The organism is Enterobacter cloacae complex sp. P38RS, assembly GCF_014930775.1.
GTDB classification, from domain to species: domain Bacteria; phylum Pseudomonadota; class Gammaproteobacteria; order Enterobacterales; family Enterobacteriaceae; genus Enterobacter; species Enterobacter bugandensis.
Genome location: NZ_JADBRS010000017.1, coordinates 97,237 through 122,624, shown reverse-complemented (window position 1 = coordinate 122,624; position 25,388 = coordinate 97,237). Strand labels below are relative to the sequence as shown.

The 25,388-nt window shown below is 57.0% G+C and carries 24 protein-coding genes; 15 read left to right on the top strand and 9 right to left on the bottom strand.

Annotated features, from left to right (window positions below; genetic code table 11):
* Positions 1–45: 45 nt before the first annotated feature.
* Positions 46–1,395, bottom strand: coding sequence for a lysine-sensitive aspartokinase 3 (lysC, locus tag IM303_RS18505; RefSeq protein WP_041911575.1), 1,350 nt, complete (start codon positions 1,393–1,395; stop codon positions 46–48).
* Between the two features lie 374 nt (positions 1,396–1,769).
* On the opposite strand from lysC, the gene pgi reads away from it, so the two are divergent.
* From pgi to IM303_RS18480, 5 genes are all read left to right on the top strand, one after another.
* A complete protein-coding gene (gene pgi, locus IM303_RS18500; protein ID WP_048998333.1) occupies positions 1,770–3,419 on the top strand; it encodes a glucose-6-phosphate isomerase in 1,650 nt (549 codons plus the stop codon).
* A gap of 366 nt (positions 3,420–3,785) precedes the next feature.
* A complete protein-coding gene (gene yjbE / locus IM303_RS18495; RefSeq protein WP_013095034.1) occupies positions 3,786–4,028 on the top strand; it encodes an exopolysaccharide production protein YjbE in 243 nt (80 codons plus the stop codon).
* A gap of 63 nt (positions 4,029–4,091) precedes the next feature.
* Positions 4,092–4,730: a YjbF family lipoprotein gene (locus IM303_RS18490; protein ID WP_028015124.1), complete on the top strand. Its 639-nt coding sequence runs from the start codon at positions 4,092–4,094 to the stop codon at positions 4,728–4,730.
* Complete coding sequence (locus IM303_RS18485) at positions 4,727–5,467, top strand: capsule biosynthesis GfcC D2 domain-containing protein (RefSeq protein ID WP_048998331.1); 741 nt, start codon at positions 4,727–4,729, stop codon at positions 5,465–5,467. Before IM303_RS18490 ends, IM303_RS18485 begins: the two co-directional genes overlap by 4 nt.
* A complete protein-coding gene (locus IM303_RS18480) occupies positions 5,464–7,560 on the top strand; it encodes a YjbH domain-containing protein (RefSeq protein ID WP_047366842.1) in 2,097 nt (698 codons plus the stop codon). Before IM303_RS18485 ends, IM303_RS18480 begins: the two co-directional genes overlap by 4 nt.
* A gap of 78 nt (positions 7,561–7,638) precedes the next feature.
* Here IM303_RS18480 and IM303_RS18475 read toward each other — a convergent pair whose 3' ends face one another.
* Positions 7,639–8,091: an acyltransferase gene (locus IM303_RS18475; RefSeq protein ID WP_028015127.1), complete on the bottom strand. Its 453-nt coding sequence runs from the start codon at positions 8,089–8,091 to the stop codon at positions 7,639–7,641.
* A gap of 96 nt (positions 8,092–8,187) precedes the next feature.
* Here IM303_RS18475 and psiE point away from each other — a divergent pair, with 96 nt between their 5' ends.
* On the top strand, positions 8,188–8,598 hold the full coding sequence (psiE, locus tag IM303_RS18470) for a phosphate-starvation-inducible protein PsiE (RefSeq protein WP_000202963.1): 411 nt from the start codon (positions 8,188–8,190) through the stop codon (positions 8,596–8,598).
* Positions 8,599–8,694: 96 nt separating this feature from the next.
* Here the strand turns inward: psiE and malG are convergent, their stop codons facing one another.
* The 3 genes from malG to malE form a co-directional block, all read right to left on the bottom strand.
* Positions 8,695–9,585, bottom strand: a complete 891-nt coding sequence (gene malG, locus IM303_RS18465) for a maltose ABC transporter permease MalG (RefSeq protein ID WP_006810496.1) — start codon at positions 9,583–9,585, stop codon at positions 8,695–8,697.
* 14 nt (positions 9,586–9,599) lie between these two features.
* Positions 9,600–11,144 carry a maltose ABC transporter permease MalF gene (malF, locus tag IM303_RS18460; protein WP_193360156.1) on the bottom strand — a complete coding sequence of 515 codons (1,545 nt, stop codon included), beginning with the start codon at positions 11,142–11,144 and terminating at the stop codon, positions 9,600–9,602.
* Between the two features lie 120 nt (positions 11,145–11,264).
* A complete protein-coding gene (gene malE, locus IM303_RS18455; RefSeq protein ID WP_032644952.1) occupies positions 11,265–12,455 on the bottom strand; it encodes a maltose/maltodextrin ABC transporter substrate-binding protein MalE in 1,191 nt (396 codons plus the stop codon).
* A gap of 370 nt (positions 12,456–12,825) precedes the next feature.
* On the opposite strand from malE, the gene malK reads away from it, so the two are divergent.
* The 8 genes from malK to IM303_RS18415 all read left to right on the top strand — a co-directional run bounded on the left by malK (position 12,826) and on the right by IM303_RS18415 (position 20,968).
* Positions 12,826–13,935, top strand: a complete 1,110-nt coding sequence (malK, locus tag IM303_RS18450; protein WP_028015130.1) for a maltose/maltodextrin ABC transporter ATP-binding protein MalK — start codon at positions 12,826–12,828, stop codon at positions 13,933–13,935.
* A gap of 71 nt (positions 13,936–14,006) precedes the next feature.
* The gene (locus IM303_RS18445) at positions 14,007–15,350 is read left to right on the top strand and encodes a maltoporin (RefSeq protein ID WP_028015131.1); all 1,344 of its coding nucleotides are present in this window, start codon (positions 14,007–14,009) and stop codon (positions 15,348–15,350) included.
* Positions 15,351–15,463: 113 nt separating this feature from the next.
* Positions 15,464–16,417, top strand: a complete 954-nt coding sequence (gene malM, locus IM303_RS18440; protein WP_045631390.1) for a maltose operon protein MalM — start codon at positions 15,464–15,466, stop codon at positions 16,415–16,417.
* Positions 16,418–16,597: 180 nt separating this feature from the next.
* Positions 16,598–17,095, top strand: coding sequence for a chorismate lyase (gene ubiC, locus IM303_RS18435; protein ID WP_014882105.1), 498 nt, complete (start codon positions 16,598–16,600; stop codon positions 17,093–17,095).
* Positions 17,096–17,107: 12 nt separating this feature from the next.
* On the top strand, positions 17,108–17,977 hold the full coding sequence (gene ubiA, locus IM303_RS18430) for a 4-hydroxybenzoate octaprenyltransferase (RefSeq protein WP_028015133.1): 870 nt from the start codon (positions 17,108–17,110) through the stop codon (positions 17,975–17,977).
* Between the two features lie 200 nt (positions 17,978–18,177).
* On the top strand, positions 18,178–19,149 hold the full coding sequence (locus IM303_RS18425; RefSeq protein ID WP_028015134.1) for a TRAP transporter substrate-binding protein: 972 nt from the start codon (positions 18,178–18,180) through the stop codon (positions 19,147–19,149).
* Between the two features lie 12 nt (positions 19,150–19,161).
* A complete protein-coding gene (locus tag IM303_RS18420; protein ID WP_045260961.1) occupies positions 19,162–19,671 on the top strand; it encodes a TRAP transporter small permease in 510 nt (169 codons plus the stop codon).
* Positions 19,672–19,681: 10 nt separating this feature from the next.
* Positions 19,682–20,968 (top strand): TRAP transporter large permease, encoded by a 1,287-nt coding sequence (locus IM303_RS18415; protein ID WP_028015136.1) that lies wholly within the window; start codon positions 19,682–19,684, stop codon positions 20,966–20,968.
* Positions 20,969–21,061: 93 nt separating this feature from the next.
* On the opposite strand, the gene zntA is transcribed toward IM303_RS18415, so the two are convergent.
* On the bottom strand, positions 21,062–23,233 hold the full coding sequence (gene zntA, locus IM303_RS18410; RefSeq protein ID WP_048998304.1) for a Zn(II)/Cd(II)/Pb(II) translocating P-type ATPase ZntA: 2,172 nt from the start codon (positions 23,231–23,233) through the stop codon (positions 21,062–21,064).
* Positions 23,234–23,309: 76 nt separating this feature from the next.
* Positions 23,310–23,936, bottom strand: a complete 627-nt coding sequence (locus tag IM303_RS18405) for a lysoplasmalogenase (protein ID WP_028015138.1) — start codon at positions 23,934–23,936, stop codon at positions 23,310–23,312.
* A 129-nt stretch (positions 23,937–24,065) separates the two neighbouring features.
* Here IM303_RS18405 and IM303_RS18400 point away from each other — a divergent pair, with 129 nt between their 5' ends.
* Positions 24,066–24,422 carry a DUF2500 domain-containing protein gene (locus IM303_RS18400; RefSeq protein ID WP_028015139.1) on the top strand — a complete coding sequence of 119 codons (357 nt, stop codon included), beginning with the start codon at positions 24,066–24,068 and terminating at the stop codon, positions 24,420–24,422.
* Positions 24,423–24,481: 59 nt separating this feature from the next.
* On the opposite strand, the gene IM303_RS18395 is transcribed toward IM303_RS18400, so the two are convergent.
* Both IM303_RS18395 and rsmD read right to left on the bottom strand, forming a co-directional pair.
* On the bottom strand, positions 24,482–24,763 hold the full coding sequence (locus IM303_RS18395; RefSeq protein WP_014882110.1) for a DUF1145 family protein: 282 nt from the start codon (positions 24,761–24,763) through the stop codon (positions 24,482–24,484).
* Complete coding sequence (rsmD, locus tag IM303_RS18390) at positions 24,747–25,349, bottom strand: 16S rRNA (guanine(966)-N(2))-methyltransferase (protein WP_028015140.1); 603 nt, start codon at positions 25,347–25,349, stop codon at positions 24,747–24,749. Before rsmD ends, IM303_RS18395 begins: the two co-directional genes overlap by 17 nt.
* Between the last annotated feature and the right edge of the window lie 39 nt (positions 25,350–25,388).

The window sequence follows — 25,388 nt, the reverse complement described above, 5'->3', positions numbered from 1 at the left end:
GGTCTGTGCCCGGCTTATAGGTATTGTTTATCGTGCTAACGAATTTTATTCAAACAAATTCTGATGAAGTTTCTGCACCACCTGCTCGGCCTGATCGGCAGGGACCAGGAAGCAAAGGTTATAGCTGGAGGCACCGTAGCAGATCATGCGGATGTTGAACGGGTCAAGCACGCCGAACACCTCTTTGCCCACGCCGCAGGCGCGAGACAGCTTGTTACCGATGATGGCCACCAGCGCCAGGTCTTCTTCGACCTCCACGCGGCACAGCTCAGACAGCTCAATCAGCAGCGACTGCGTCAGCAGGGTGTCGCCGGTGGAGGTGGAGCCGGTGGTGTCCAGCGTCAGCGCAATGCTCACCTCAGAGGTGGTAATCAAATCTACAGAGATGTTATGGCGCGCGAGGATGCCAAACACTTCCGCCAGGAAGCCGCGGGAGTGCAGCATATTGTGGCTGTGCAGCGTGACCAGCGTCTGGCGGCGGCGCAGGGCCAGCGCGCGGAACAGCGGCGGGTTCTCGGTTTTCTTGCAGACCAGCGTCCCGCCCGCTTTTGGATCTTTACTGGAGCCAACGAAGACCGGAATATCGCTGCGCACGGCAGGCAGCAGCGTTGCCGGATGCAGCACTTTTGCACCGAAGGTGGCCATTTCAGCCGCTTCTTCAAAGGCAATCACATCAATACGTTTTGCCGCGGAAACGACGCGCGGATCGGTGGTGTAAATACCCGGCACGTCAGTCCAGATATCCACGCGCGTTGCGTGCAGGGCTTCGCCCAGCAGCGCGGCGGTGTAATCGCTGCCGCCACGGCCAAGCGTGGTCGTGCGTCCTTTCGCTTCGCTGCCGATAAAGCCCTGGGTGATCACCATGCCTTCTGCCAGGCGCGGCGCCAGCTGCTGGTTGGTGAGCTCGGCCAGCATCTCAACGTCCGGTTCGGCGCGCCCAAAACGATCGCTGGTGCGCATCACTTTACGCACGTCAAACCACTGCGCCTGAACGTTACGCTCGCGCATAATTTCAACAAACAGCAGGGTAGACATCAATTCACCGTGGCTGACCAGTTCATCGGTCAGGGCGGTAGAGGTGGCCAGGGACGCCGCTTCTGCCAGGGTGGTGATATTTTCCAGCAGGCGCTCCACTTCTTCGCGGATCACGTTCGGGTTTTGCAGACGTTCAAGAATGTCGAACTGAATTTTGCGCAGTGCATCCAGCTTCACGAAACGTTCTGTCGCTTCCAGTCCTTCAGACAGAGAAACCAGCAGGTTCGTCACGCCGGCGGATGCAGAGAGCACCACCAGGCGGGTATTCGGATCGGCCAGCACCACATCGGCGCTGCGGTTCATGGCATCGTAATCGGCCACACTGGTGCCGCCAAACTTGGCGACCACAAAACTCGTCATAACAACCTCGTGTCAGGGAATGAATAAGCGACCTTGGCACAAGAATGAAACGAAAACAGGTGCAGGCGCAAAATACGGCCCTATAAATAAAATGCGGGGGAGGTCCTGTCAATGCTGGGATTATGCGGATTTTTTATGGGGGGGTACCCCTGAGAAACAGGACTTATAACAGGCCCATATTTTATGCTCCTTTTTACCCCCTTTTGACCGACATTTCGCCACGCCGGAAGGGCGCGACAGCAGCTATACTTTTCGGGTCTTTTCACCTGCGTTTGATGCAGACCAGGGCAATGGCATAAAAACCATCACAATTTTTATTTGCAGGCGCTACAATCGACCGCAGTCACAATTCTCAAATCAGAAGAGTATTGCTAATGAAAAACATCAACCCAACGCAGACCGCTGCCTGGCAGGCACTACAGAAACATTTTGATGAAATGAAAGACGTCACCATCGCGGATCTGTTCGCGAAAGATGCCGATCGTTTCACTAAATTCTCCGCGACCTTCGATGACCTGATGCTGGTGGATTTCTCTAAAAACCGCATTACCGAAGAGACGCTGGCAAAACTGCAGGATCTGGCGAAAGAGACCGAGCTGGCCGACGCCATCAAATCCATGTTCTCCGGCGAGAAGATCAACCGCACCGAAGACCGTGCAGTGCTGCACGTGGCGCTGCGCAACCGTAGCAATACGCCAATCATCGTTGACGGCAAAGATGTGATGCCGGAAGTGAACGCGGTGCTGGAAAAGATGAAAACGTTCTCCGAAGCGATCATCTCCGGCAGCTGGAAAGGCTACACTGGCAAAGCGATCACCGACGTGGTTAACATCGGTATCGGCGGCTCTGACCTCGGTCCGTTCATGGTGACCGAAGCGCTGCGTCCTTACAAAAACCACCTCAACATGCACTTTGTCTCTAACGTCGATGGTACCCACATCGCCGAAGTGCTGAAGAACGTAAACCCGGAAACTACCCTGTTCCTGGTGGCGTCTAAAACCTTTACCACCCAGGAAACCATGACCAACGCCCACAGCGCGCGCGACTGGTTCCTGAAAACCGCGGGCGACGAAAAGCACGTGGCGAAACACTTTGCGGCGCTCTCCACCAACGGTAAAGCGGTAGGCGAGTTTGGCATCGATACGGCGAACATGTTCGAGTTCTGGGACTGGGTTGGCGGCCGCTACTCGCTGTGGTCTGCAATCGGTCTGTCCATCATCCTGTCCGTGGGCTTTGACAACTTCGTTGAGCTGCTCTCCGGCGCGCATGCGATGGACAAACACTTCTCCACCACCGCGCCTGAGAAAAACCTGCCGGTGCTGCTGGCGCTGATCGGTATCTGGTACAACAACTTCTTCGGCGCTGAAACCGAAGCGATCCTGCCATACGACCAGTACATGCACCGTTTTGCGGCCTACTTCCAGCAGGGCAACATGGAATCCAACGGTAAGTACGTTGACCGTAACGGCAACGCGGTGGACTACCAGACTGGCCCGATCATCTGGGGCGAGCCGGGCACCAACGGCCAGCATGCCTTCTACCAGCTGATTCACCAGGGTACCAAAATGGTACCGTGCGATTTCATCGCCCCGGCAATCACGCACAACCCGCTGTCCGACCACCATCCGAAGCTGTTGTCTAACTTCTTCGCACAGACCGAAGCGCTGGCGTTCGGTAAATCCCGCGAAGTGGTTGAGCAGGAATACCGTGACCAGGGTAAAGATCCGGCCACGCTGGAGCACGTTGTGCCGTTCAAAGTGTTCGAAGGCAACCGCCCAACCAACTCCATCCTGCTGCGCGAAATCACCCCGTTCAGCCTGGGCGCGCTGATTGCGCTGTACGAGCACAAGATCTTCACCCAGGGCGCGATCCTGAACATCTTCACCTTTGACCAGTGGGGCGTTGAGCTGGGCAAACAGCTGGCAAACCGCATTCTTCCAGAGCTGGGTGACGATAAAGCCATCGACAGCCACGACAGCTCCACCAATGGTTTGATTAACCGTTATAAAGCATGGCGTGCGTAATTAATATGTCATGAAAAATGCCGGCGATATGCCGGCATTTTTTTATCGGATAATTCCTGATGTCTGTTAGTTAACTCAAATTCTGACTCTGAGTTTAATCTGAAAAAGGCGGTTAACCTGCTAATTGCTGCGGTTTATTTTAAGAAAATACGTAGAGCTAAGATAATAAGGATATATTATAATTTATTGATTTTCATCGATTATTTATTTCAAATATTTGTTTTTCGTTTCTGTTTTATCCATTAGTCCGAAAACCATTCCCCTATTTCCCCCCACGGTAAACCCTCTGCTGTAGTTGTGTATACTCGATTCCGCCTGAATTTCTTTTCGGGCAAATCTCCATTCATTCATTGAAGGGAAATTGTTATGAAGAAAGTACTGTATGGCATTTTTGCCATATCTGCACTTGCGGCGACGTCTGTCTATGCAGCTCCGGTCCAGGTCGGGGAAGCAGCAGGGTCGGCAGCGACGTCTGCGTCTGCGGGAAGTTCTACCGCAGCCAGCACCAGCACCGTAAGTTCAGCCGTGGGTGTCGCGCTGGCGGCAACCGGTGGCGGTGATGGCTCCAATACCGGAACCACGACCACTACGACAACCAGCACCCAGTAATACCGGGTGTTTTAATCATAACCACACTTCGGTGTGGTTATTTCGCCCCTTCGGAGAAGAGTCGTGAAGCGACCTGCAATCATTCTGATTTGCCTGCTGTTGCAGGCGTGCTCAGCCACCACCAAAGGGCTGGGACATTCACTGTGGGAAAGCCTGTTCGGCACGCCGGGCGTTCATCTGACCGATGACGAACTTCAGAACATGCCGTACGCCAGCCAGTACATGCAGCTAAACGATGGCCCGCAGCTGTTTGTGGTGCTCGCTTTCGATGAAAACGGGCAGCAGAAATGGGTGACGCAGGATCAGGCCACCATCGTCACGCAGCATGCCCGAATCGTGAAAACGCTGCTCGGCGGCGACAACTTGCTCGAGGTGAATAATCTCGCCGAAGACCCGCTCATCAAGCCAAATCAGATCGTCGACGGCGCAAGCTGGACGCGCACGATGGGCTGGACCGAGCATAAGCAGGTGCGCTACGCCACGGCCCGCTCCACCTTCCGCTGGGACGGTACGGACAACGTGAAAGTCGGCAGCGACGAAACTCAGGTGCGCGTATTGGATGAGAAGGTGACAACCGACCAGGCCACCTGGCATAACCGCTTCTGGATCGACGAGGATGGGCAGATCCGTCAGTCCTTGCAGTATCTCGGTGCCGGTTTCTTCCCGGTGAAAACCACCCTGATCAAGGCGGCGAAATCATGAAAACGCTCATCCACGCTGCGCTTCTCGCCAGCCTTGCCGCGCCGCTGGCATGGTCCGCAGGAACGGTAAAGGTCTACACGCCGGACAGTGAAAAACCCAAAACCTTAACCAACGCCGAGCATCTGCTCGATCTCGTCGGGCAGCCAAAGCTTGCCAACAGCTGGTGGCCGGGAGCGGTGATCGGCGAGCGTCAGGCGACGGTTAAGGCGGAGCAGGAACACCGTGCCCTGCTGACCCGCCTGACGAGCCTGGCGGAGCAGGAAGACGGCGACGATGCCGCGGCCATTAACAGCGTTCGCCAGCAGCTTCAGGCGCTGAAAGTGACAGGCCGCCAGAAAGTCAATCTTGATCCAGATGAAGTGCGCGTCACTGAAAAGGGCAACCCCACGCTTGAAGGGGAGTACACCCTCTGGCTTCCGGTGAAGCCGACGACGGTGACCGTGATGGGGCTTATCAGCAGCCCCGGTAAAAAGCCCTTTACGCCCGGCCGCGACGTGGCGAGCTATCTCGACGAACAAAGCCTGCTGAGCGGCGCGGATAACAGCTACGCATGGATTATTTATCCAGACGGGCATACGCAAAAAGCGCCGGTGGCGTACTGGAATAAACGCCATATCGAACCCATGCCGGGCAGCATCATTTTTGTCGGTTTTGCCGACCATTTCTGGACGAAGGCATATGACGGGCTTAACGCCGATATCCTTCACTCCCTGACACAGCGGATACCGGAAGAATGAAAAGAACCTATCTCTACAGCATGCTGGCGCTCTGCGTAAGCGCCGCCTGCCATGCAGAAACGTATCCGGCACCTATTGGCCCGTCTCAGTCAGACTTCGGCGGCGTCGGTTTACTGCAAACGCCTACCGCGCGCATGGCGCGTGAAGGGGAAATTAGCCTTAACTACCGCGATAACGACCAGTATCGCTACTATTCTGCCTCCGTACAGCTTTTCCCGTGGCTTGAAACCACGCTGCGCTACACCGACGTGCGTACGAAACAGTACAGCAGCGTCGACGCCTTCTCCGGCGATCAGACCTACAAAGATAAAGCCTTCGACGTCAAGCTGCGCCTGTGGGAAGAGAGCTACTGGATGCCGCAGGTCTCCGTGGGTGCAAAAGATATCGGCGGTACCGGCCTGTTCGACGCGGAATACATCGTGGCCAGCAAGGCCTGGGGACCGTTTGATTTTTCTCTCGGTCTTGGCTGGGGCTATCTCGGCACCAGCGGCAACGTTAAAAACCCGTTCTGTACCTACAGCGATAAATACTGCTACCGCGATAACAGCTACAAGAAAGCCGGTTCCATCAACGGCGACCAGATGTTCCACGGCCCGGCCTCGCTGTTCGGTGGTGTGGAATACCAGACGCCGTGGCAGCCGCTGCGCCTGAAGCTGGAGTACGAAGGGAACGACTACTCGCAGGACTTCGCCGGGAAGATTGAGCAGAAGAGCAAGTTTAACGTCGGCGCCATTTATCGCGTCACCGACTGGGCCGACGTTAACCTCAGCTACGAGCGTGGCAACACGGTGATGTTTGGCTTCACGCTGCGCACCAACTTCAACGACATGCGGCCGCACTACAACGATAACGCGCGGCCTGCCTACCGGCCGGAGCCGCAGGATGCGATTCTGCAGCACTCCGTGGTGGCAAACCAGCTGACCCTGCTGAAATACAACGCCGGCCTGGCCGATCCGAAAATTCAGGTGAAAGGCGATACGCTGTACGTCACCGGCGAGCAGGTGAAATACCGCGACTCGCGGGAAGGGATCGAACGCGCCAACCGGATCGTGATGAACGATCTCCCGGACGGGATCCGCACGATCCGCGTGACGGAGAACCGCCTGAATTTGCCGCAGGTCACCACCGAAACCGATGTCGCCAGCCTCAAGCGCCATCTTGAAGGCGAACCGCTCGGGCATGAAACTGAGCTGGTGCAAAAACGCGTAGAGCCGATCGTGCCGGAAACCACCGAGCAGGGCTGGTATATCGATAAATCGCGCTTTGATTTCCATATCGATCCGGTACTGAACCAGTCCGTCGGCGGGCCGGAAAACTTCTACATGTATCAGTTGGGTGCGATGGCGACGGCGGATCTGTGGGTCACCGACCACCTGCTGACCACCGGCAGCCTGTTCGGCAACATTGCGAACAACTACGACAAGTTTAACTACACGAACCCGCCGAACGACTCGAAGCTGCCGCGCGTGCGTACCCGCGTGCGTGAATACGTGCAGAACGATGTCTACGTGAATAACCTGCAGGCCAACTACTTCCAGTACTTCGGCAACGGTTTCTACGGCCAGGTTTACGGTGGCTATCTGGAAACCATGTTTGGTGGCGCGGGGGCGGAAGTGCTGTATCGTCCCGTCGACAGCAACTGGGCGTTCGGGATTGATGCCAACTACGTTAAGCAGCGTGACTGGCGCAGCGCGCAGGACATGATGAAGTTCACCGACTACAGCGTCAAAACCGGCCACCTGACCGCCTACTGGACGCCTTCGTTCGCGCAGGACGTGCTGGTGAAAGCCAGCGTCGGCCAGTATCTGGCGGGCGACAAGGGCGGCACGCTGGATATCTCCAAACACTTCGACAGCGGCGTCGTGGTGGGCGGCTACGCCACCATCACCAACGTCTCGCCGGACGAGTACGGGGAAGGGGACTTCACCAAAGGGGTCTACGTGTCGATTCCGCTGGATCTGTTCTCATCCGGTCCGACCCGCAGCCGTGCGGCAGTGGGCTGGACACCGCTGACGCGTGATGGCGGCCAGCAGCTTGGGCGTAAGTTCCAGCTGTACGACATGACCAGCGATAAGAACATTAACTTCCGCTGATGCTTCACGCCGGGCGGCACTGCGTTTGCCCGGCCTACGGTTTTTGTAGGCCCGGTAAGCGCAGCGCCTCCGGGCGAATCACAAGCGGCGTAGCAGCCTCGCCGGGTTCCCGGCATAGACACCTTTCTCGACGATCGATTTCGTCACCACGCTTCCCGCCCCAATCACCGCTCCGTCGCAAATGGAGACCGCCAGGATGGTGGCACCGCTGCCAATCGACACATCATTTCCGATGGTAATGTGGCCCCAGCTGGTCCGGTCGGCGTTCGGTTTCCCCTCACGAAACATATCGTTCGCAAACATCACGCCATGGCCAACAAAGCAACGCTTACCGATGGTCACATACTCACAGATGAAGGTGTGCGACTGAATTTTGCTGTCGTCACCGATGCGCGAATTGCCCTGAATTTCAACAAACGGGCCGACGAACACGCCGTTGCCCAGTACACAGTCGTAAAGATTAGTGGGTTCATATACGGTCACATTGTCGCCGCACGTCACGTTGCGAACCCCGGTTGGTTTACGATCCATCGGTTACCTCCCTACATAAAACATAATTAAAAAATATAGATCCCCGTCACATTTTTGCGTTATACAGGAATCTCGTCCTGGAGAATGAGGTGCTGTATGACATCCCTGACTCGCCCGCGCGTTGAGTTTATCTCAACGATACTCCAGACCGTGCTGAACCTCGGTCTGCTGAGCCTTGGCCTGATCCTGGTCGTCTTTCTCGGCAAAGAGACGGTGCATCTGGCGGATGTGCTGTTCGCCCCTGAGCAAACCAGCAAATATGCGCTGGTGGAAGGTCTGGTGGTCTACTTTCTCTACTTTGAATTTATCGCCCTGATTGTGAAGTACTTCCAGTCCGGCTTTCACTTCCCGCTGCGCTATTTTGTCTACATTGGCATCACCGCCATTGTGCGGCTGATCATTGTCGATCATAAATCCCCGCTCGACGTGCTGATCTACTCGGCGGCGATCCTGCTGCTGGTGATCACCCTTTGGCTGTGCAACTCGAAGCGGCTGAAACGGGAATAAAAAAATGGCGGCCCGGAGGCCGCCTAACAACAGTCACAAGTTGGGTCAATACAATACGTCTAAAGTTGAGGGTTGCAGTGGCATAACAGATGAAACTTAACCTTTCACGCCGCCCGCCGTCAGGCCATTCACCAGCCAGCGCTGGGCCAGCAGGAACACCACGGTAATCGGGATGGCGGAGAGTACGGCCGCCGCGGCAAAATCGCCCCACAGGTAGTTTTGCGGGTTGAGGTATTGCTGCATACCCACGGCCAGGGTGTAGCTGTTCACATCACGCAGTAACAGTGAGGCAACCGGTACTTCGGTGATTGCCGCGATAAACGACAGGATAAAGACCACCGCCAGAATAGGCACCGACAGCGGCAGAAGCACCAGGCGGAACGCCTGCCACGGGGTAGCGCCATCCAGCGACGCCGCCTCTTCCAGCGAGCCGTCGATGGTTTCGAAATAGCCTTTAATGGTCCACACGTGCAGGGCAATACCGCCGAGATAGGCGAAGATCACGCCGCCGTGGGTGTTCAGACCGATAAACGGCACGTACTGGCCGAGACGGTCAAACAGGGCGTACAGCGCCACCAGCGACAGCACCGCCGGGAACATCTGGAAAATCAGCATGCCTTTCAGCAGCGTTGCTTTGCCCGGGAAACGCATGCGGGCGAAGGCATAAGCACAGGTGGTGGAGAGCGTCACGATGCCGATCGCGGTGATGGTTGCCACCTTCACCGAGTTCCACAGCCACAGCAGCACCGGGAACGGCGGCGGGGTGACGCGGCCATCGGCGTGCTCCACGCTGAAGCCCAGCGCGAGCTTCCAGTGCTCCCAGGAGATTTCGTCCGGGATCAGGCTCCCGGTGGCGAAGTTACCCGAACGCAGGGAGATGGCGATAACCATCAGCAGCGGGAACATGATGGCCGCGATGAAAATCAGCAGGCCTAAGTGCGTCGCCAGGAGGCGCAGTTTCTGAGATTTGGGTTGTACCATAGCCATGTTCAGTGCCCTCCTTAGTCAAATTTCATACGCGTGGCTTTCAGGTTCACTATCGCCAGTGCGCCTACCAGCAGGAAGATCAGGGTGGCAATCGCCGCCGCCAGACCGAAGTCCTGTCCGCCGCCGCCTTCAAAGGCGATACGGTAGGTGTAGCTCACGAGCAGGTCGGTATAGCCTGCCGGTGTGGTGGTGCCGAGACGATCCGGGCCACCGTTGGTCAACAACTGAATCAGCACGAAGTTGTTAAAGTTAAAGGCGAAGCTGGCGATCATCAGCGGCGTCAGCGGCTTAATGAGCAGCGGCAGCGTAATTTTAAAGAAGTTCTGGAACGGACCCGCGCCGTCCATCGCCGAGGCTTCATACAGATCGTCCGGAATCGCCTTCAGCAGCCCCATGCACAGGATCATCATGTACGGATAGCCCAGCCAGGTGTTGACGATGATGATCATCGAGCGGGCGGTGGTCGGGTCGCTGAACCAGGCCGGTTTGATGCCGAACAGGGCGCTCAGCATCATGTTGATTTCACCGAAGCTCTGATTAAACAGCCCTTTGAAAATCAGAATCGAGATAAACGACGGTACGGCGTAAGGCAGAATCAGCAGCACGCGGTAAATCGCTTTGCCTTTCAGGGACTCCCACTGCACGAGGCAGGCCAGCACCATGCCTACGGCAACGGTCAGGATCACTGTCAGCACCGAGAAGATTACCGTCCAGACGAAGATGGCGAAGAACGGCTTCTGGATGCCTTCGTCGGTAAACACGCGGGTAAAGTTGTCCCAGCCGATGGTGACGGTATAGCCAGGGCTGAGCTTGTCATCACCCCATTTGCCATCGGCCGTTATAGACTGATAGAAACCAATGTCGTTATTCGGACGGTACTTCACGCCGCTCTGATTGTTGGTCAGCGTGCCGTCATCCGCCAGGGTGTAAAGCGGCTGCGTGCCGGAGAACTGGCGCAGCGAGCTCATGGTTACTTTGCTGTCATCGGGCAGCACGGCGATGAGCTGGGTCAGCGCCTGGCGATTCTGGGTAATGATACGCAGGTTCGCACGTTCACCCTCCGGCAGGGCCGCGGCCTCTTTTAAGACCAGCTTCTGCTCGCCGCCAAATTTGAACGCGTCGGAAAGATAGTTTTTGCCGCTCTCACTGTCAGTGAGCGCTAACTTCCACTCGTCACCTGCAGGATACAGGCCGAAGTTAAAAGTTTTACCCGCCTGATAAGAGCGATCCAGAAGCACCTGAGTGGCGCGCTCCTGCGCGAGCTGGTTGGTGCTGCTGTAGTTGGTGAACGCAATGGCGATGGTGCAGATCAGCGGGAACAGGACAAACAGCCCCATCCCGGCCACGCCCGGGTAGACATAGCGCCAGGCATAGGCTTTACGGTTGGCGAAAATATACAGGCCAGCAGAGCTTAAGATCAGCGTCATGATGGCGAACAGATATTCCCCTTGTACGTACATTAAAACAACAAGGTAACCCACCAGCAGACACAGCAGACCGATCGCTGACCACTTCAGCGCGTCGCTTTGCCACCAGTGCTTCTTTTTAATGACATCCATGGGGTTCTTCCTCTACAACGGTGGAAACTTTTCGTCAGGTGGCGCTGCGCTTACCTGACCTACGGATCGTGCCGTAGTCGTAGGGCGGGTAAGCGCATGCGCCACCCGCCGTTTTTCTTCTTACTTAGTAATACGACCCTGAGCATCTTTCAGCGCGGCATCGACGGTCTGGCGACCGCTTGCAGCGTTGATGACGGCGGTACGGGTGGCGTACCAGAACGCGGCCATCTGTGGGATGTTCGGCATGATTTCGCCTTTCTGAGCGTTATCCATGGTTGCCGCGATGCGTGGATCTTTTGCCAGCTGATCCTGGAAGGATTTCAGCGCCACGGCGCCGAGCGGTTTGTCCTTGTTCACTTCACCCAGACCCTGATCGGTCAGCAGGTAGTTTTCCAGGAACTCTTTGGCCAGCTCTTTGTTCGGGCTGGCGGCGTTGATGCCCGCGCTCAGCACGCCCACGAACGGTTTAGACGGCTTGCCGTTGAAGGTTGGCAGCAGGGTCACGCCGTAGTTGATTTTGCTCTTGTCGATATTGGTCCAGGCCCACGGACCGTTGATGGTCATCGCGGTTTCGCCTTTGTTGAACGCCGCTTCCGCGATGGAGTAGTCGGTATCCGCGTTCATGTGTTTGTTCTTAATCAGGTCAACCAGGAAGGTCAGGCCTTTTTTCGCGCCCGCGTTGTCCACGCCCACGTCTTTCACGTCATATTTGCCGTTTTCAAATTTGAACGCGTAGCCGCCGTCGGCAGCAATCAGCGGCCAGGTGAAGTACGGCTCTTGCAGGTTGAACATCAGGGCGGATTTACCTTTCGCCTTCAGCTCTTTATCCAGTTTCGGGATCTCTTCCCAGGTTTTTGGTGGGTTCGGCACCAGGTCTTTGTTGTAAATCAGTGACAGGGCTTCAACCGCGATTGGGTAGGCGATCAGCTTGCCGTTATAGCGAACTGCGTCCCAGGTGAACGGGAACAGTTTGTCCTGGAAAGCTTTGTCTGGCGTGACTTCAGCCAGCAGGCCAGACTGCGCGTAACCGCCGAAACGGTCGTGTGCCCAGAAGATGATGTCCGGGCCGTCGCCGGTTGCTGCAACCTGCGGGAATTTCTCTTCCAGTTTGTCCGGGTGCTCTACGGTGACTTTGATACCGGTGTCTTTCTCGAATTTTTTGCCCACTTCGGCCAGGCCGTTATAGCCTTTGTCGCCGTTAATCCAGATAACCAGCTTGCCTTCTTCAATTTTGGCGAGCGCTGGGGCGGAAACCATCATTGCTGCAAGGGCGGACAATGCGAAAACGCGTGCGCCAGTCTTGATATTCATATCTGCCATCCTTTTTGGTGATGTGCTCGTGGATACATAAGGTGGTTCAACGTGACTCAGTCTCCTTATTTGACATCCTCTTTCCATCCTCCCAACCCCTACGCCCCACCCCCCGTTTGTGTGATCTCCGTTGCATAAATTTAAGTTATGAGTGCTGGCGCACATAAAAACCCACCGAATTTTGCAGGCGGCTTCACGAATTTCGCCTCAGCCCCCCGGCTGCGGTCGCAGAGCTTGTTCTCTCATCCTCCCGCCTCCTCCCCCATAAAAAAGGCGGGGGGTGGAGGATTCACGAAAGTAATGGATACCCCATAGTGAACTTATCTTGAATGTTTCTGTCGGTGACAGGTTGTAACGAAGGGAGAAGGGCATGGCGAGCGTACAGCTGCGTAATGTAACGAAAGCCTGGGGCGACGTAGTGGTGTCGAAAGACATCAATCTGGACATCACTGAAGGCGAATTTGTGGTGTTTGTCGGCCCATCAGGCTGTGGTAAATCAACTCTGCTGCGTATGATTGCCGGTCTTGAAACCATCACCAGCGGCGACCTGCTGATCGGTGATACCCGAATGAACGACATCCCGCCAGCCGAACGCGGCGTAGGCATGGTGTTCCAGTCTTATGCGCTTTATCCCCATCTTTCCGTTGCCGAGAACATGTCCTTTGGCCTGAAGCTGGCCGGGGCGAAAAAAGAGGTCATTAACCAGCGCGTCACGCAGGTGGCTGAAGTGTTGCAGCTGGCGCACCTGCTGGAGCGTAAACCGAAAGCGCTTTCCGGCGGTCAGCGTCAGCGCGTGGCGATTGGCCGTACGCTGGTGGCCGAGCCGCGCGTGTTCCTGCTCGATGAACCTCTCTCTAACCTGGATGCCGCCCTGCGCGTCCAGATGCGTATTGAAATCTCCCGTCTGCACAAGCGCCTTGGCCGCACGATGATTTACGTCACCCACGATCAGGTCGAAGCGATGACCCTCGCCGACAAAATCGTGGTGCTGGACGCCGGTCGCGTGGCGCAGGTGGGCAAACCGCTGGAGCTGTATCACTACCCGGCAGACCGCTTTGTTGCGGGCTTCATTGGCTCGCCAAAGATGAACTTCCTGCCCGTCAAAGTGACGGCGACAGCCATTGAACAGGTACAGGTGGAGCTGCCAAACCGCCAGCAGGTCTGGCTGCCGGTCGACAGCGCCAACGTACAGGTCGGGGCAAATATGTCCCTCGGTATCCGTCCTGAGCATCTACTGCCAAGCCACATTGCGGATGTGACGCTGGAAGGTGAAGTTCAGGTCGTCGAACAGCTTGGTCACGAAACACAGATTCATATCCAGATCCCCGCCATCCGTCAGAACCTGGTCTACCGCCAGAATGACGTGGTGTTGGTAGAAGAGGGTGCCACATTCGCTATCGGCTTGCCGCCAGAGCGTTGCCATCTGTTCCGTGAGGATGGCACCGCATGTCGTCGGCTGCACAAAGAGCCAGGCGTTTAAGCAATCCCAAAAGAAGACACGAAACCGACAGGTGAAGTGTTCAAAGAAAAGCAATGATCTCAGGAGATAGAATGATGATTACTCTGCGCAAACTTCCTCTGGCAGTTGCCGTCGCAGCGGGCGTAATGTCTGCTCAGGCGCTGGCCGTGGATTTCCATGGTTATGCTCGTTCCGGTATCGGCTGGACGGGTAGTGGCGGCGAACAACAGTGCTTCCAGGCAACCGGTGCCCAAAGTAAATACCGTCTTGGTAACGAATGTGAAACCTATGCGGAACTGAAGCTGGGCCAGGAAGTGTGGAAAGAAGGCGACAAGAGCTTCTACTTCGACACCAACGTAGCGTACTCCGTGGCGCAGCAGAACGACTGGGAAGCCACTGACCCGGCGTTCCGTGAAGCTAACGTGCAGGGTAAAAACCTGATCGAATGGCTGCCAGGTTCCACCATCTGGGCCGGTAAGCGCTTCTATCAGCGTCATGACGTACACATGATCGACTTCTACTACTGGGATATCTCTGGTCCTGGTGCGGGTCTGGAAAACATCGATGTCGGTTTTGGTAAGCTCTCTCTGGCAGCAACCCGTTCTTCCGAAGCAGGCGGTTCATCCTCTTTCGCCAGCAATAGTATTTATGATTACACCACTCGTACAGCGAACGATGTCTTTGACGTGCGCCTGGCACAGATGGAAATCAACCCAGGTGGCACTCTGGAACTGGGTGTTGATTACGGTCGTGCTAACCCGCGTGATGATTATCGCCTGGTTGATGGTGCTTCAAAAGATGGTTGGATGTTCACCGCTGAGCACACCCAGAGCATGCTGAAGGGCTATAACAAGTTTGTGGTTCAGTATGCCACTGACTCAATGACGTCTCAGGGTAAAGGCTTGTCTCAAGGTTCTGGTGTAGGCATCGATTCTAACTCGGGTTATGCCTACGACATTAACAACAACGGTAGCCTGCTGCGTATTCTCGACCACGGTGCAATCTCTCTGGGCGATCGCTGGGACCTGATGTATGTCGGTATGTACCAGGACATCGACTGGGATAACAACAACGGGACCAAGTGGTGGACCGTGGGTGTACGTCCGATGTTCAAATGGACGCCTATCATGAGCACCTTGCTGGAAGTGGGTTACGACAACGTGAAATCACAAAGCGCTGACGAAACCAACAACCAGTACAAAATCACCCTGGCACAACAGTGGCAGGCAGGCGACAGCATTTGGTCTCGCCCGGCAATCCGTGTATTCGCAACCTACGCCAAGTGGGATGAGAAGTGGGGTTATGACTACAACGGTAACCCATCTAACAACGCTAACTACGGTAAAGCGTTCAAAGATGGTTTCAATGGAAGCTCCTTCGGTCGTGGCGACAACGACGAGTGGTCCTTCGGCGCCCAGATGGAAATCTGGTGGTAATCCCGTCTTAACCTGACGTAATGACCAAACTGAGGGGCGCAAGCCCCTCAATCCTTGGGACGGCGCGCTATTGCCTGGCTACCGCTGAACCTGTGCATTTTGAGGTGATAACAATGAAAATGAACAAAACTCTCCTTGCCCTTTGTTTATCCGCAGGGCTGCTGGCAAGCGCGCCTGCCGTAACGCTCGCTAACGTCAACTTCGTTCCGCAAAACACAACATCTGCACCAGCTATTCCGACAGCGGCACTGCAACAGCTTGTCTGGACGCCTGTCGATCAGTCTAAAACCCAGACCACCCAGCTCTCAACGGGCGGCCAGTCGCTTAATGTTCCGGGTATTACCGGCCCGGTTGCTGCGTATAGCGTACCCGCCAATATCGGTGAACTGGCCATTACCCTGACCAGTGAAGTCAACAAGCAGACGAGCGTATTTGCGCCTAACGTGCTGATTCTCGATCAGAACATGACGCCATCAGCCTTTTTCCCAAGCGAATACTTTACCTACCAGGAGCCTGGCGTGATGAGCGCCGATCGTCTGGAAGGCGTCATGCGCCTGACCCCTGCGCTGGGCCAGCAAAAACTCTACGTGCTGGTCTTTACCACCGAGCAGGATCTCCAGAAGACCACCACGCTGCTCGATCCGGCTAAAGCCTACGCAAAAGGCACCGGTAACGCGATTCCTGATATTCCGGACCCTATTGCTCGTCACGTCACCGACGGAACGTTAAAGCTGAAGGTGAAAACGAACAGCGGTTCCAGCGTGCTGGTCGGCCCGCTGTTTGGCTCCTCCGGTAACGGCCCTGTGACCGTGGGCAATACCGCAGCACCTGCTTACACCGCGCCTGCTGCCACGGCAGCCGCACCGGTCGCCGCAGCAGCGCCAGCCCCGGCGAAGAAAGCCGAGCCCGTACTGAACGACACCGAAGAGTACTTCAACAACGCCATTAAGCAGGCGGTGAAGCGCGGCGATGTCGATAAAGCGCTGAAACTGCTTGATGAAGCCGAACGTTTAGGTTCAACCACTGCCCGTTCCACCTTTATCAGCAGTGTAAAAGGCAAGGGGTAACTGTTCCCCACAGTGCTGATTTGTTAGTAGTTTAGTGCGCCTGAGTGGGCGCACTTTTTTTCGTATTCGCCAGGCTGTTGCGCCCATGTTGCGATAGTGATCGTTAAATAACGTTTGGCCCCCCCTCATTGCCCGTTTCTGCGATACAATGCCATTACGTTATGTATCGGAGAGTCTGGCATGTCACACCCCGCGCTAACGCAACTGCGTGCGCTGCGCTATTTCGACCAAATACCTGCGCTTGATCCGCAGCAGCTGGACTGGTTGCTGCTGGAAGATTCCATGACAAAACGTTTTGAGCAACAGGGTAAAACGGTCACGGTAACCCTGATACAGGAAGGGTTTGTCTCCGGCGATGAGATCGCCAGCGAGCTGCCGCTGTTGCCGCAAGAGGAACGCTACTGGCTGCGTGAAATTTTGCTCTGTGCCGATGGCGAACCCTGGCTTGCCGGGCGGACGGTGGTGCCCGAATCTACCCTATCCGGGCCTGAGCTGGCGCTGCAGCGGCTGGGGAAAACGCCGCTGGGACGTTATCTTTTCACCTCATCTGAGCTGACCAGGGATTTCATTGAAATTGGGCGTGATGCCGAACTGTGGGGGCGCCGTTCCCGCCTTCGCCTGAGCGGTAAGCCGTTAATCCTGACGGAGCTATTTTTACCGGCATCACCGTTGTACTAAGAGGAAGAAAAAATGGAGTGGACCCTGACGCAGAATAAGCTGTTGGCGTATCACCGCTTAATGCGTACCGATAAACCCATTGGCGCGTTGCTGCTGCTGTGGCCGACCTTATGGGCGCTGTGGGTGGCCACGCCGGGCATGCCGCCGCTGTGGATCCTGGGCGTATTCGTTGCCGGCGTCTGGCTGATGCGCGCGGCGGGCTGCGTGGTGAATGACTATGCCGATCGTAAATTTGACGGCCACGTAAAGCGCACTGCCAACCGCCCGCTACCCAGCGGTCAGGTGACCGGGAAAGAAGCCCGCGTACTGTTCATCGTTCTGGTGCTGCTCTCTTTCCTGCTGGTATTAACCCTGAACACCATGACGATTCTGCTGTCCGTCGCGGCGCTTGCTCTGGCCTGGGTTTATCCCTTTATGAAGCGCTACACCCATCTGCCTCAGGTGGTGCTGGGGGCGGCGTTTGGCTGGTCGATTCCGATGGCGTTTGCGGCAGTTAGTGAGTCCTTACCGCTTAGCTGCTGGCTGATGTTCCTGGCGAACATCCTCTGGGCCGTGGCGTATGACACGCAATATGCGATGGTTGACCGCGACGATGACCTGAAAATTGGCATTAAATCCACCGCCATTCTCTTTGGACGCCAGGACAAACTCATCATTGGCATTCTGCAGGTTGCGGTACTGGCGCTGATGGTCGCGATTGCGCGCCTGAACGGACTGAACTGGGAATTTTACTGGTCGATACTGGTAGCAGGGCTGCTGTTTGCCTACCAGCAGAAGCTGATTGCAAAACGCGAACGCGAAGCCTGCTTTAAAGCGTTTATGAACAATAACTATGTCGGTCTGGTGCTGTTTTTAGGCCTGGTCATGAGCTATTTTTCCTGATTGACGCGCGGTCATGCCCCGCCGGGTATGGCCGCGTCGTTACCCGGCATTACCGCCCTCACAAATTTAAACCATCGTTTCATAAATTCGCGCTTTTGTGAGGCGCTTCACCTACGCTTCTCCCGGGCTAGTCTATTTTCTAAGCGTAAAAAAATAAAACACTGTTTTAACGCTGACATCGCTACCCTGGAGCTGACTCAATGAATACGACCCTCAAGCCGTTACTGGCCGCGCTGTGCCTGTCTGCTTTTGCCTGCACCGTTTCTGCCCAAACCATCAAAGCCGCCGATGTGCATCCTGAAGGCTACCCGAACGTGGTCGCGGTTCAGCACATGGGTGAAAAACTCAAACAACAAACCGACGGCAAGCTGGAGATTAAGGTCTTCCCCGGCGGCGTGCTGGGGGATGAAAAGCAGATGATTGAGCAGGCGCAGATGGGGGCGATTGACATGATCCGCGTCTCCATGGCGCCGGTTGCCGCCATCCTGCCGGATATCGAAGTCTTCACCCTGCCGTACGTTTTCCGCGATGAGGATCATATGCATAAAGTGATCGACGGGGATATCGGCAAGCAGATCGGCGACAAGCTGACCGCGAACCCGAAATCCCGCCTGGTGTTCCTCGGCTGGATGGATTCCGGCACCCGCAACCTGATCACCAAAGAGCCGATTGTCAAACCTGAAGATCTGAAAGGGAAGAAAATCCGCGTGCAGGGCAGCCCGGTGGCACTCGCCACGCTGAAGGACATGGGGGCGAACTCGGTGGCGATGGGCGTTAGCGAGGTTTACAGCGGCATGCAGACCGGCGTGATCGACGGCGCGGAGAATAACCCGCCCACCTTTATCGCCCACAACTACATGCCGGTTGCTAAAAACTACACCCTCAGCGGCCACTTTATCACCCCGGAAATGCTGCTCTATTCAAAAGTGAAATGGGACAAGCTGAGCGCTGATGAACAGCAAAAAATCCTGACCCTGGCCCGTGAAGCGCAGTTCGAACAGCGCAAGCTGTGGAATGCGTATAACGACCAGGCGCTGGCGAAAATGAAGGCGGGCGGCGTGCAGTTCCACGATATCGATAAGACGGTATTCATCAAGGCCACAGAGCCGGTGCGCGCCCAGTATGGCGACAAGCATCAGGATCTGATGAAAGCCATCGCTGACGTCCAGTAATACGGAGCACGTATGTCCGAACTCTACCTGAAGTGGATGGACCGTCTGTACCTGCTCGCCATGGCGGTGGCGGGTGTCTCGCTGCTGGTGATGACGATTGTCATCCCCATCGGCATCTTTTCACGCTACGTGCTCAACCGCGGCGAATCCTGGCCGGAGCCCGTCGCCATTATCTGCATGGTAACGTTCACCTTCATCGGCGCGGCGGTGAGCTACCGCGCCGGGTCGCACATTGCGGTCAATATGCTCACCGACCGTCTGCCCGCGTCGCTGCAAAAGCTGTGTGTACGTGTGGTTGATCTGCTGATGCTGCTGATTTCCGGTCTGATGTGCTGGTACAGCTACTGGCTGTGCGTCGAGCTGTGGGAGCAGCCGGTGGCGGAGTTCCCGATCCTGACTTCCGGCGAAAGCTACCTGCCGCTGCCGATCGGGTCGGCGATTTTGATTCTGTTCGTGCTTGAACGCCTGCTGTTTGGCGCGCAGGAAAACCGTCCGGTCGTGCTGATCGGCAATCACAGTTAAGGGGTGAACAATGGATGCTTTTGTTTTGTTATTCACCCTCGCCATTTTGCTGGCGCTGGGGATGCCGGTGGCCTTCGCCGTGGGGCTGAGCGCCGTGGCAGGTGCGCTGTGGATTGATTTACCGCTGGAGGCGCTGATGATCCAGATCACCAGTGGGGTGAACAAATTTACCCTGCTGGCGATCCCGTTCTTCATCCTTGCCGGAGCGATCATGGCGGAAGGGGGCATTGCCCGACGGCTGGTTAACTTCGCCTATGTGTTTGTCGGCTTTATCCGCGGCGGGCTGTCGCTGGTGAACATCGTCGCCTCGACGTTCTTCGGCGCGATTTCTGGCTCGTCGGTGGCGGATACAGCGTCCATCGGCAGCGTGATGATCCCGGAGATGGAGAAGAAGGGCTATCCGCGCGAATACGCGGCGGCGGTCACGGCGAGCGGGTCGGTGCAGGCGATTCTGATCCCGCCCAGCCACAACTCGGTGATTTATTCCCTGGCGGCGGGGGGAACGGTCTCCATCGCCACGCTGTTTATCGCCGGCGTGCTGCCGGGGCTGCTGCTGGGGCTGTGCCTGATGATCCTCTGTCTCGGATTCGCCCACAAGCGCGGTTACCCGAAGGGTGAGAAAATCCCGTTTAAGCAGGCGGTGAAGATTTTACTTGATGCCCTGTGGGGGCTGATGACGGTGGTGATTATCCTCGGCGGGATCTTGTCCGGGATATTTACGGCGACGGAATCCGCCGCCGTGGCCTGCCTGTGGGCATTCTTCGTCACCATGTTTATCTACCGCGACTACAAATGGAGCGAACTGCCGAAGCTGATGTGCCGCACGGTGAAAACCGTCACCATCGTGATGATTTTAATCGGCTTTGCCGCGGCGTTTGGCGCGGTGATGACCTACATGCAGCTGCCGATGCGCATCACCGAGTTCTTCACGTCGCTCTCTGATAATAAGTACGTGATCCTGATGTATCTCAACATCATGCTGCTGCTGATCGGCACGCTGATGGACATGGCGCCGATCATTCTGATCCTGACGCCGGTGCTGCTGCCGGTGACCAACTCTTTGGGGATCGACCCGGTGCACTTCGGGATGATCATGATGGTTAACCTGGGGATCGGGCTGATCACCCCGCCGGTCGGGTCGGTGCTGTTTGTGGCGAGCGCGGTGAGCAAGCAGAAGATTGAAACCGTGGTACGGGCGATGCTGCCGTTTTACGGTATGTTGCTGGTGGTGCTGGGGATGGTGACGTACATCCCGGCTATATCATTGTGGCTGCCGAGGATGTTGGGGATGCAGTAACGCCGTTTTTTGCCGGGTGGCGGCTGCGCCTTACCCGGCCTACGGTTCAGAGTTGTTATTGGCCCGGTAAGGCGCAGCCGCCACCGGGCGTTTTTATTTCCGCCGTAATAATCTCAACGCGTTCGCCGTGACCAGCACCGTCGCCCCGGTGTCCGCCAGCACCGCCAGCCACAGTCCGGTCATGCCGAGGAGCGTGGTGACGAGAAATATCCCCTTCAGACCCAGCGCAATGCCGATGTTCTGGCGAATATTGGCGCGCGTCGCCCGCGCAAGAGCGATCATCTGCGCCAGCCCGGTCAGACGGTTATGCGTCAGCGCCGCATCCGCCGTCTCCAGCGCTACGTCGGTGCCGCTGCCCATCGCAATACCGAGGGTGGCGGCCTTCATCGCCGGGGCATCGTTAATTCCGTCACCGACCATCGCCAGCGGCGCGCGGCTGTTCAGTTCGGTTACCGCGCTGACCTTGTCCGCAGGCAGTAATCCGGCCTTAAACGCCAGCCCAAGCTCGCCAGCAATCGCAGCCGCTGCGCGCGGGTTATCGCCGGTGAGGATCACGCCCTGTACGCCCAGCCTGTGCAGCGCCTCGACGGCATCTCTCGCATCGTCACGCAGGGTATCGCGCAGGGCCAGCATGCCCATCGGTACGCCGTCCTGCATCACGGTAACAACCGTCTGCCCGGCCTGCTCTAACGCCTCAACCTGTGGATGAGAGAACGCGCCCGCCGCAACAATCAGCACTTTTTTGCCGTCGACGACGGCCTCAATCCCTGACCCGACCAGCGCCCGTTGGGCGGTTGCCGAAGGGATAGCCAGCCCGCGCCTTTGCGCTTCACGCACTATCGCCTGCGCCAGCGGGTGAGTGGAGCCCTGCTCAACGGCGGCGGCCATGATCAGCAGTTCGTCCTCACTGATGTCCTGCGGATAGACGCCGGTGACCTGCGGCTTACCAACCGTCAGCGTGCCGGTTTTATCGAAGGCGATGTGCTGAACCTGGCTCAGCTGTTCCAGCGCCGCGCCGCCCTTAATCAGCGCCCCGCGACGTGCCGCCGCCGCCAGACCCGAGGTAATCGCCGCGGGCGTAGAGATCACCAGCGCGCACGGGCAGCCAATCAGCAGCAGGGTCAGCCCTTTATAAATCCAGCCCTCCCACGGCGCGCCGAAGAACAGCGGTGGAACGACGGTGACCAGCAGGGCGACCAGCATGATGGCGGGGGTGTAAATCCGGCTGAAGCGGTCAATAAAGCGTTCGACCGGCGCGCGGCGCTCCTCGGCCTCTTCAATCAGCTTCAGGATGCGGTCGATGGCGCTGTCGCCCGGCTCGGACAGGACTTTGAGCTGCACCAGGCGGTCGACGCTGGTGGCACCGGCAGGGACTTTTTCGCCTGCCGCACGCTCCACCGGAATGGATTCCCCGGTCAGGGCGCTTTCGTCAAAGCTCGCGGTGGCGGTAACGAGAGCCCCATCGGCAGGCAGACGCCCGCCCGCGGCGACTTCAATCACGTCGCCCGGGCGCAGCGTGTTGATGGCGACCGTTTCACGTTTGCCTTCATTAACCCGCGTGGCGGTTTCTGGCTTCAGCGCCATCAGCGCGCTCACCCCTTTGCGTGCCCGGCTCGCTGCCCAGCCCTCAAGCCGCTCGCCGATCAGGAACAGCAGCAGGACCATCGCCGCTTCCGCCGTCGCGCCAATGAACAGCGCGCCAATGGCCGCCACGCTCATCAACGTTTCAATGGCAAACCAGCTGCCGCTTCTCATCAGGCGCAGTGCCTGACGGGCAATCGGGAACAGCCCGACCAGGGTAGTGGCAATAAACGCCAGATTACCGAACGGGTGGTTAATCTGCTCCAGACCCCAGCTCAGGGCCATCATGATGACGAGCGTGATAAGGGGCAGGTTTTCTTTTAGCGGAGACGTTTTTTCAGCGGGGACTGCTTCGCTGCGCAGAGCGTAGCCCGCCTTGCTGACGGCGGCTTCAACCTGCTTACTGACGTCTTTTTCGGCGCTGACCAGCAGCTTTTCGGTGGCGAACAGGACCTGAACGTGGTTCACGCCCGGTACTTGCCTCACCGCGTTTTCCACTTTGCGGGCGCAGGCCGCGCAGTCCATGCCGTTGATGACCCAGCTGTAGCGGTTGCCGCCTTCAGGCAGCGCGTCGACCTGCGTTTCGCACGCGCCCTCGCAGCAGCAGTCGTCTTTCGGCGGAACCGGGCTGAGCTTAAGCGCCGAGAATTGTGGGACTTTTTTGGGAATTTCTGGAGTCGACATGGCAGTCTCCGGTAATGATAATTTTCTCATTAACCGCAGCATACACTCTGGAGTCGACTCCAGAGTCAAGCGTTATTTAGATATACAATGAACGCACGATCAGGAAGTGCCCGGCGAAGTAGCAGGCGGACGAAATCGCGTTATCCGCGCGGAAGCGGCGGCGATAGTGGCTGCCCAGCCAGACGATATTACCGATTAACAGCAGCGCCGCGCCGAAGAACGCGGACATCGCCTGAGATGTCGGGCGGAAGAACCACAGTTCACCGGCCAGCCACACCATCACCAGCGTCATGGCGATAAACGTGCATACCGGCAGACGCATCTCTTCCAGACGCGACCAGATCACCGCAATCAGCAGCGCGCCAATCACCAGCAGCACCAGCGGCAGCGGCCAGAAGAAGGAGAGCGTCATCTGGCTGGCAAAGTAGATGGTATACAGCAGATGGGAGAGGAAAAATGCCCCCACGGCATACAGCAGGCGCTGACGCGGCAGCAGGGTTAAGGCATCACCAATCAGGGAGGCACACAGCCCGGCGAGCACCAGATAGCTGATGGCGTTAAACATCGGAGCCTGCCAGGCGAGCAGCAGAAGCAACAGCAGCGTGACGGGTTTAAACAACCAGCGCTGCCAGGCTGGACCGCGATAGGACGCATCGACATAAAGCCATGCGGAAAAACAGACAGCGATAAATGACCAAAGCATATTAACTCCCTGTAACCGTTGAGGCTGAATAATCAGTTTCTGATCCAGTGTAGTGACGCGAGCGGGCGTTTGGCAATGCCGGGGCAGGCGAGGTATCCTGAATTCCGCATAATCTGATGGGATGTTTCAATGAGCAAGATGCCGCTGTTTTTCATTATCGTGGTGGCGATTATCGTCATTGCCGCCTCGTTTCGCTTCGTGCAGCAGCGCCGCGAAAAGGCGGACAACGACGCCGCGCCGCTGATGCAAAAGCGCGTAGTGGTGGCGAACAAACGCGAGAAACCGCTTAACGACCGCCGCTCTCGCCAGCAGCAGGTGACGCCCGCGGGCACCGGCATGCGCTATGAAGCCAGCTTTAAGCCGGAAACCGGCGGTCTGGAGATGACCTTCCGCCTGGAGGCGCAGCAGTACCATCAGCTGACGGTGGGAGAGAAAGGCACGCTGAGCTATAAAGGGTCGCGTTTTGTAGGTTTTAGGGCTGAATAATGCGCGATCGGTCCCCTCTCCCGTGGGAGAGGGTTAGGGTGAGGGCACCACGCCGCACCTTACTTCTTCACCTGCGCCTTAAACTTCTTCATCCACACCAGCAGTTCAAACACGCCGAAAATAAACACCCGCAGCTGCTGCCAGCCGGTCATCGGCGGGCCATCTTTCGGCAGGCCGTTTTTCAGCATCACCATCTGCAGGGCGTGCATGAACGAGGTGAAAATCAGCGCCACGTTAACAAAGATGTTCAACGGGCGCGGGAACGGGTGCACCAGATTCAAAATCAAAAATGCCCAGACGCCCAGCATCAGCAAGCGTCCCAGGTTAATCAGTACCGGCATCGGATCCTCCTTGTGCCTGACGGTGATACAGACGATAAGCCACCTGGCCTGCGACCTTTTCGCGGTGCAGATCCCAGTGAACGGGAACGGGTGGCAGGCCGTTTTCCACTTCGCTTTCTACATAAATCAGCGCGTCATCCGCCAGCCAGCCATTGTGCTCCAGCAGGGATAACGTCTCTTCCAGCAACCCCTTACGGAACGGCGGGTCGACAAAGACCACGTTATGCGGCGTACCCTGCTGCGCGAGGAAGCTCAGCGTATTGGTGTTGACCACTTTCGCGTTCGTCGCCTTCAGCGTCGCCAGATTTTGCTGCAGCGTCTGCGCAACGCCGCGCTCCATCTCCAGCAGCGTGGCGCTGGCGGCGTAGCGCGACAGCGCCTCCAGCCCTAAGGCACCGCTTCCGGCGAAGCAGTCCAGGCAGTGGGCGTCTACCATTGATGGGGCAAGCCAGTTAAACAGCGTCTCGCGAACGCGGTCGGTTGTAGGGCGTAAACCGGGGCTGTCCGGCACCGGTAATTTCCGGCCTCGCCACTGGCCGCCGATAATGCGAATTTGACCGGCCGGGGCGCGGGTGGGTTTCTTCATCTCTGGAAAGCTCTGTTAACCATAGCCCTGCGATTGCGG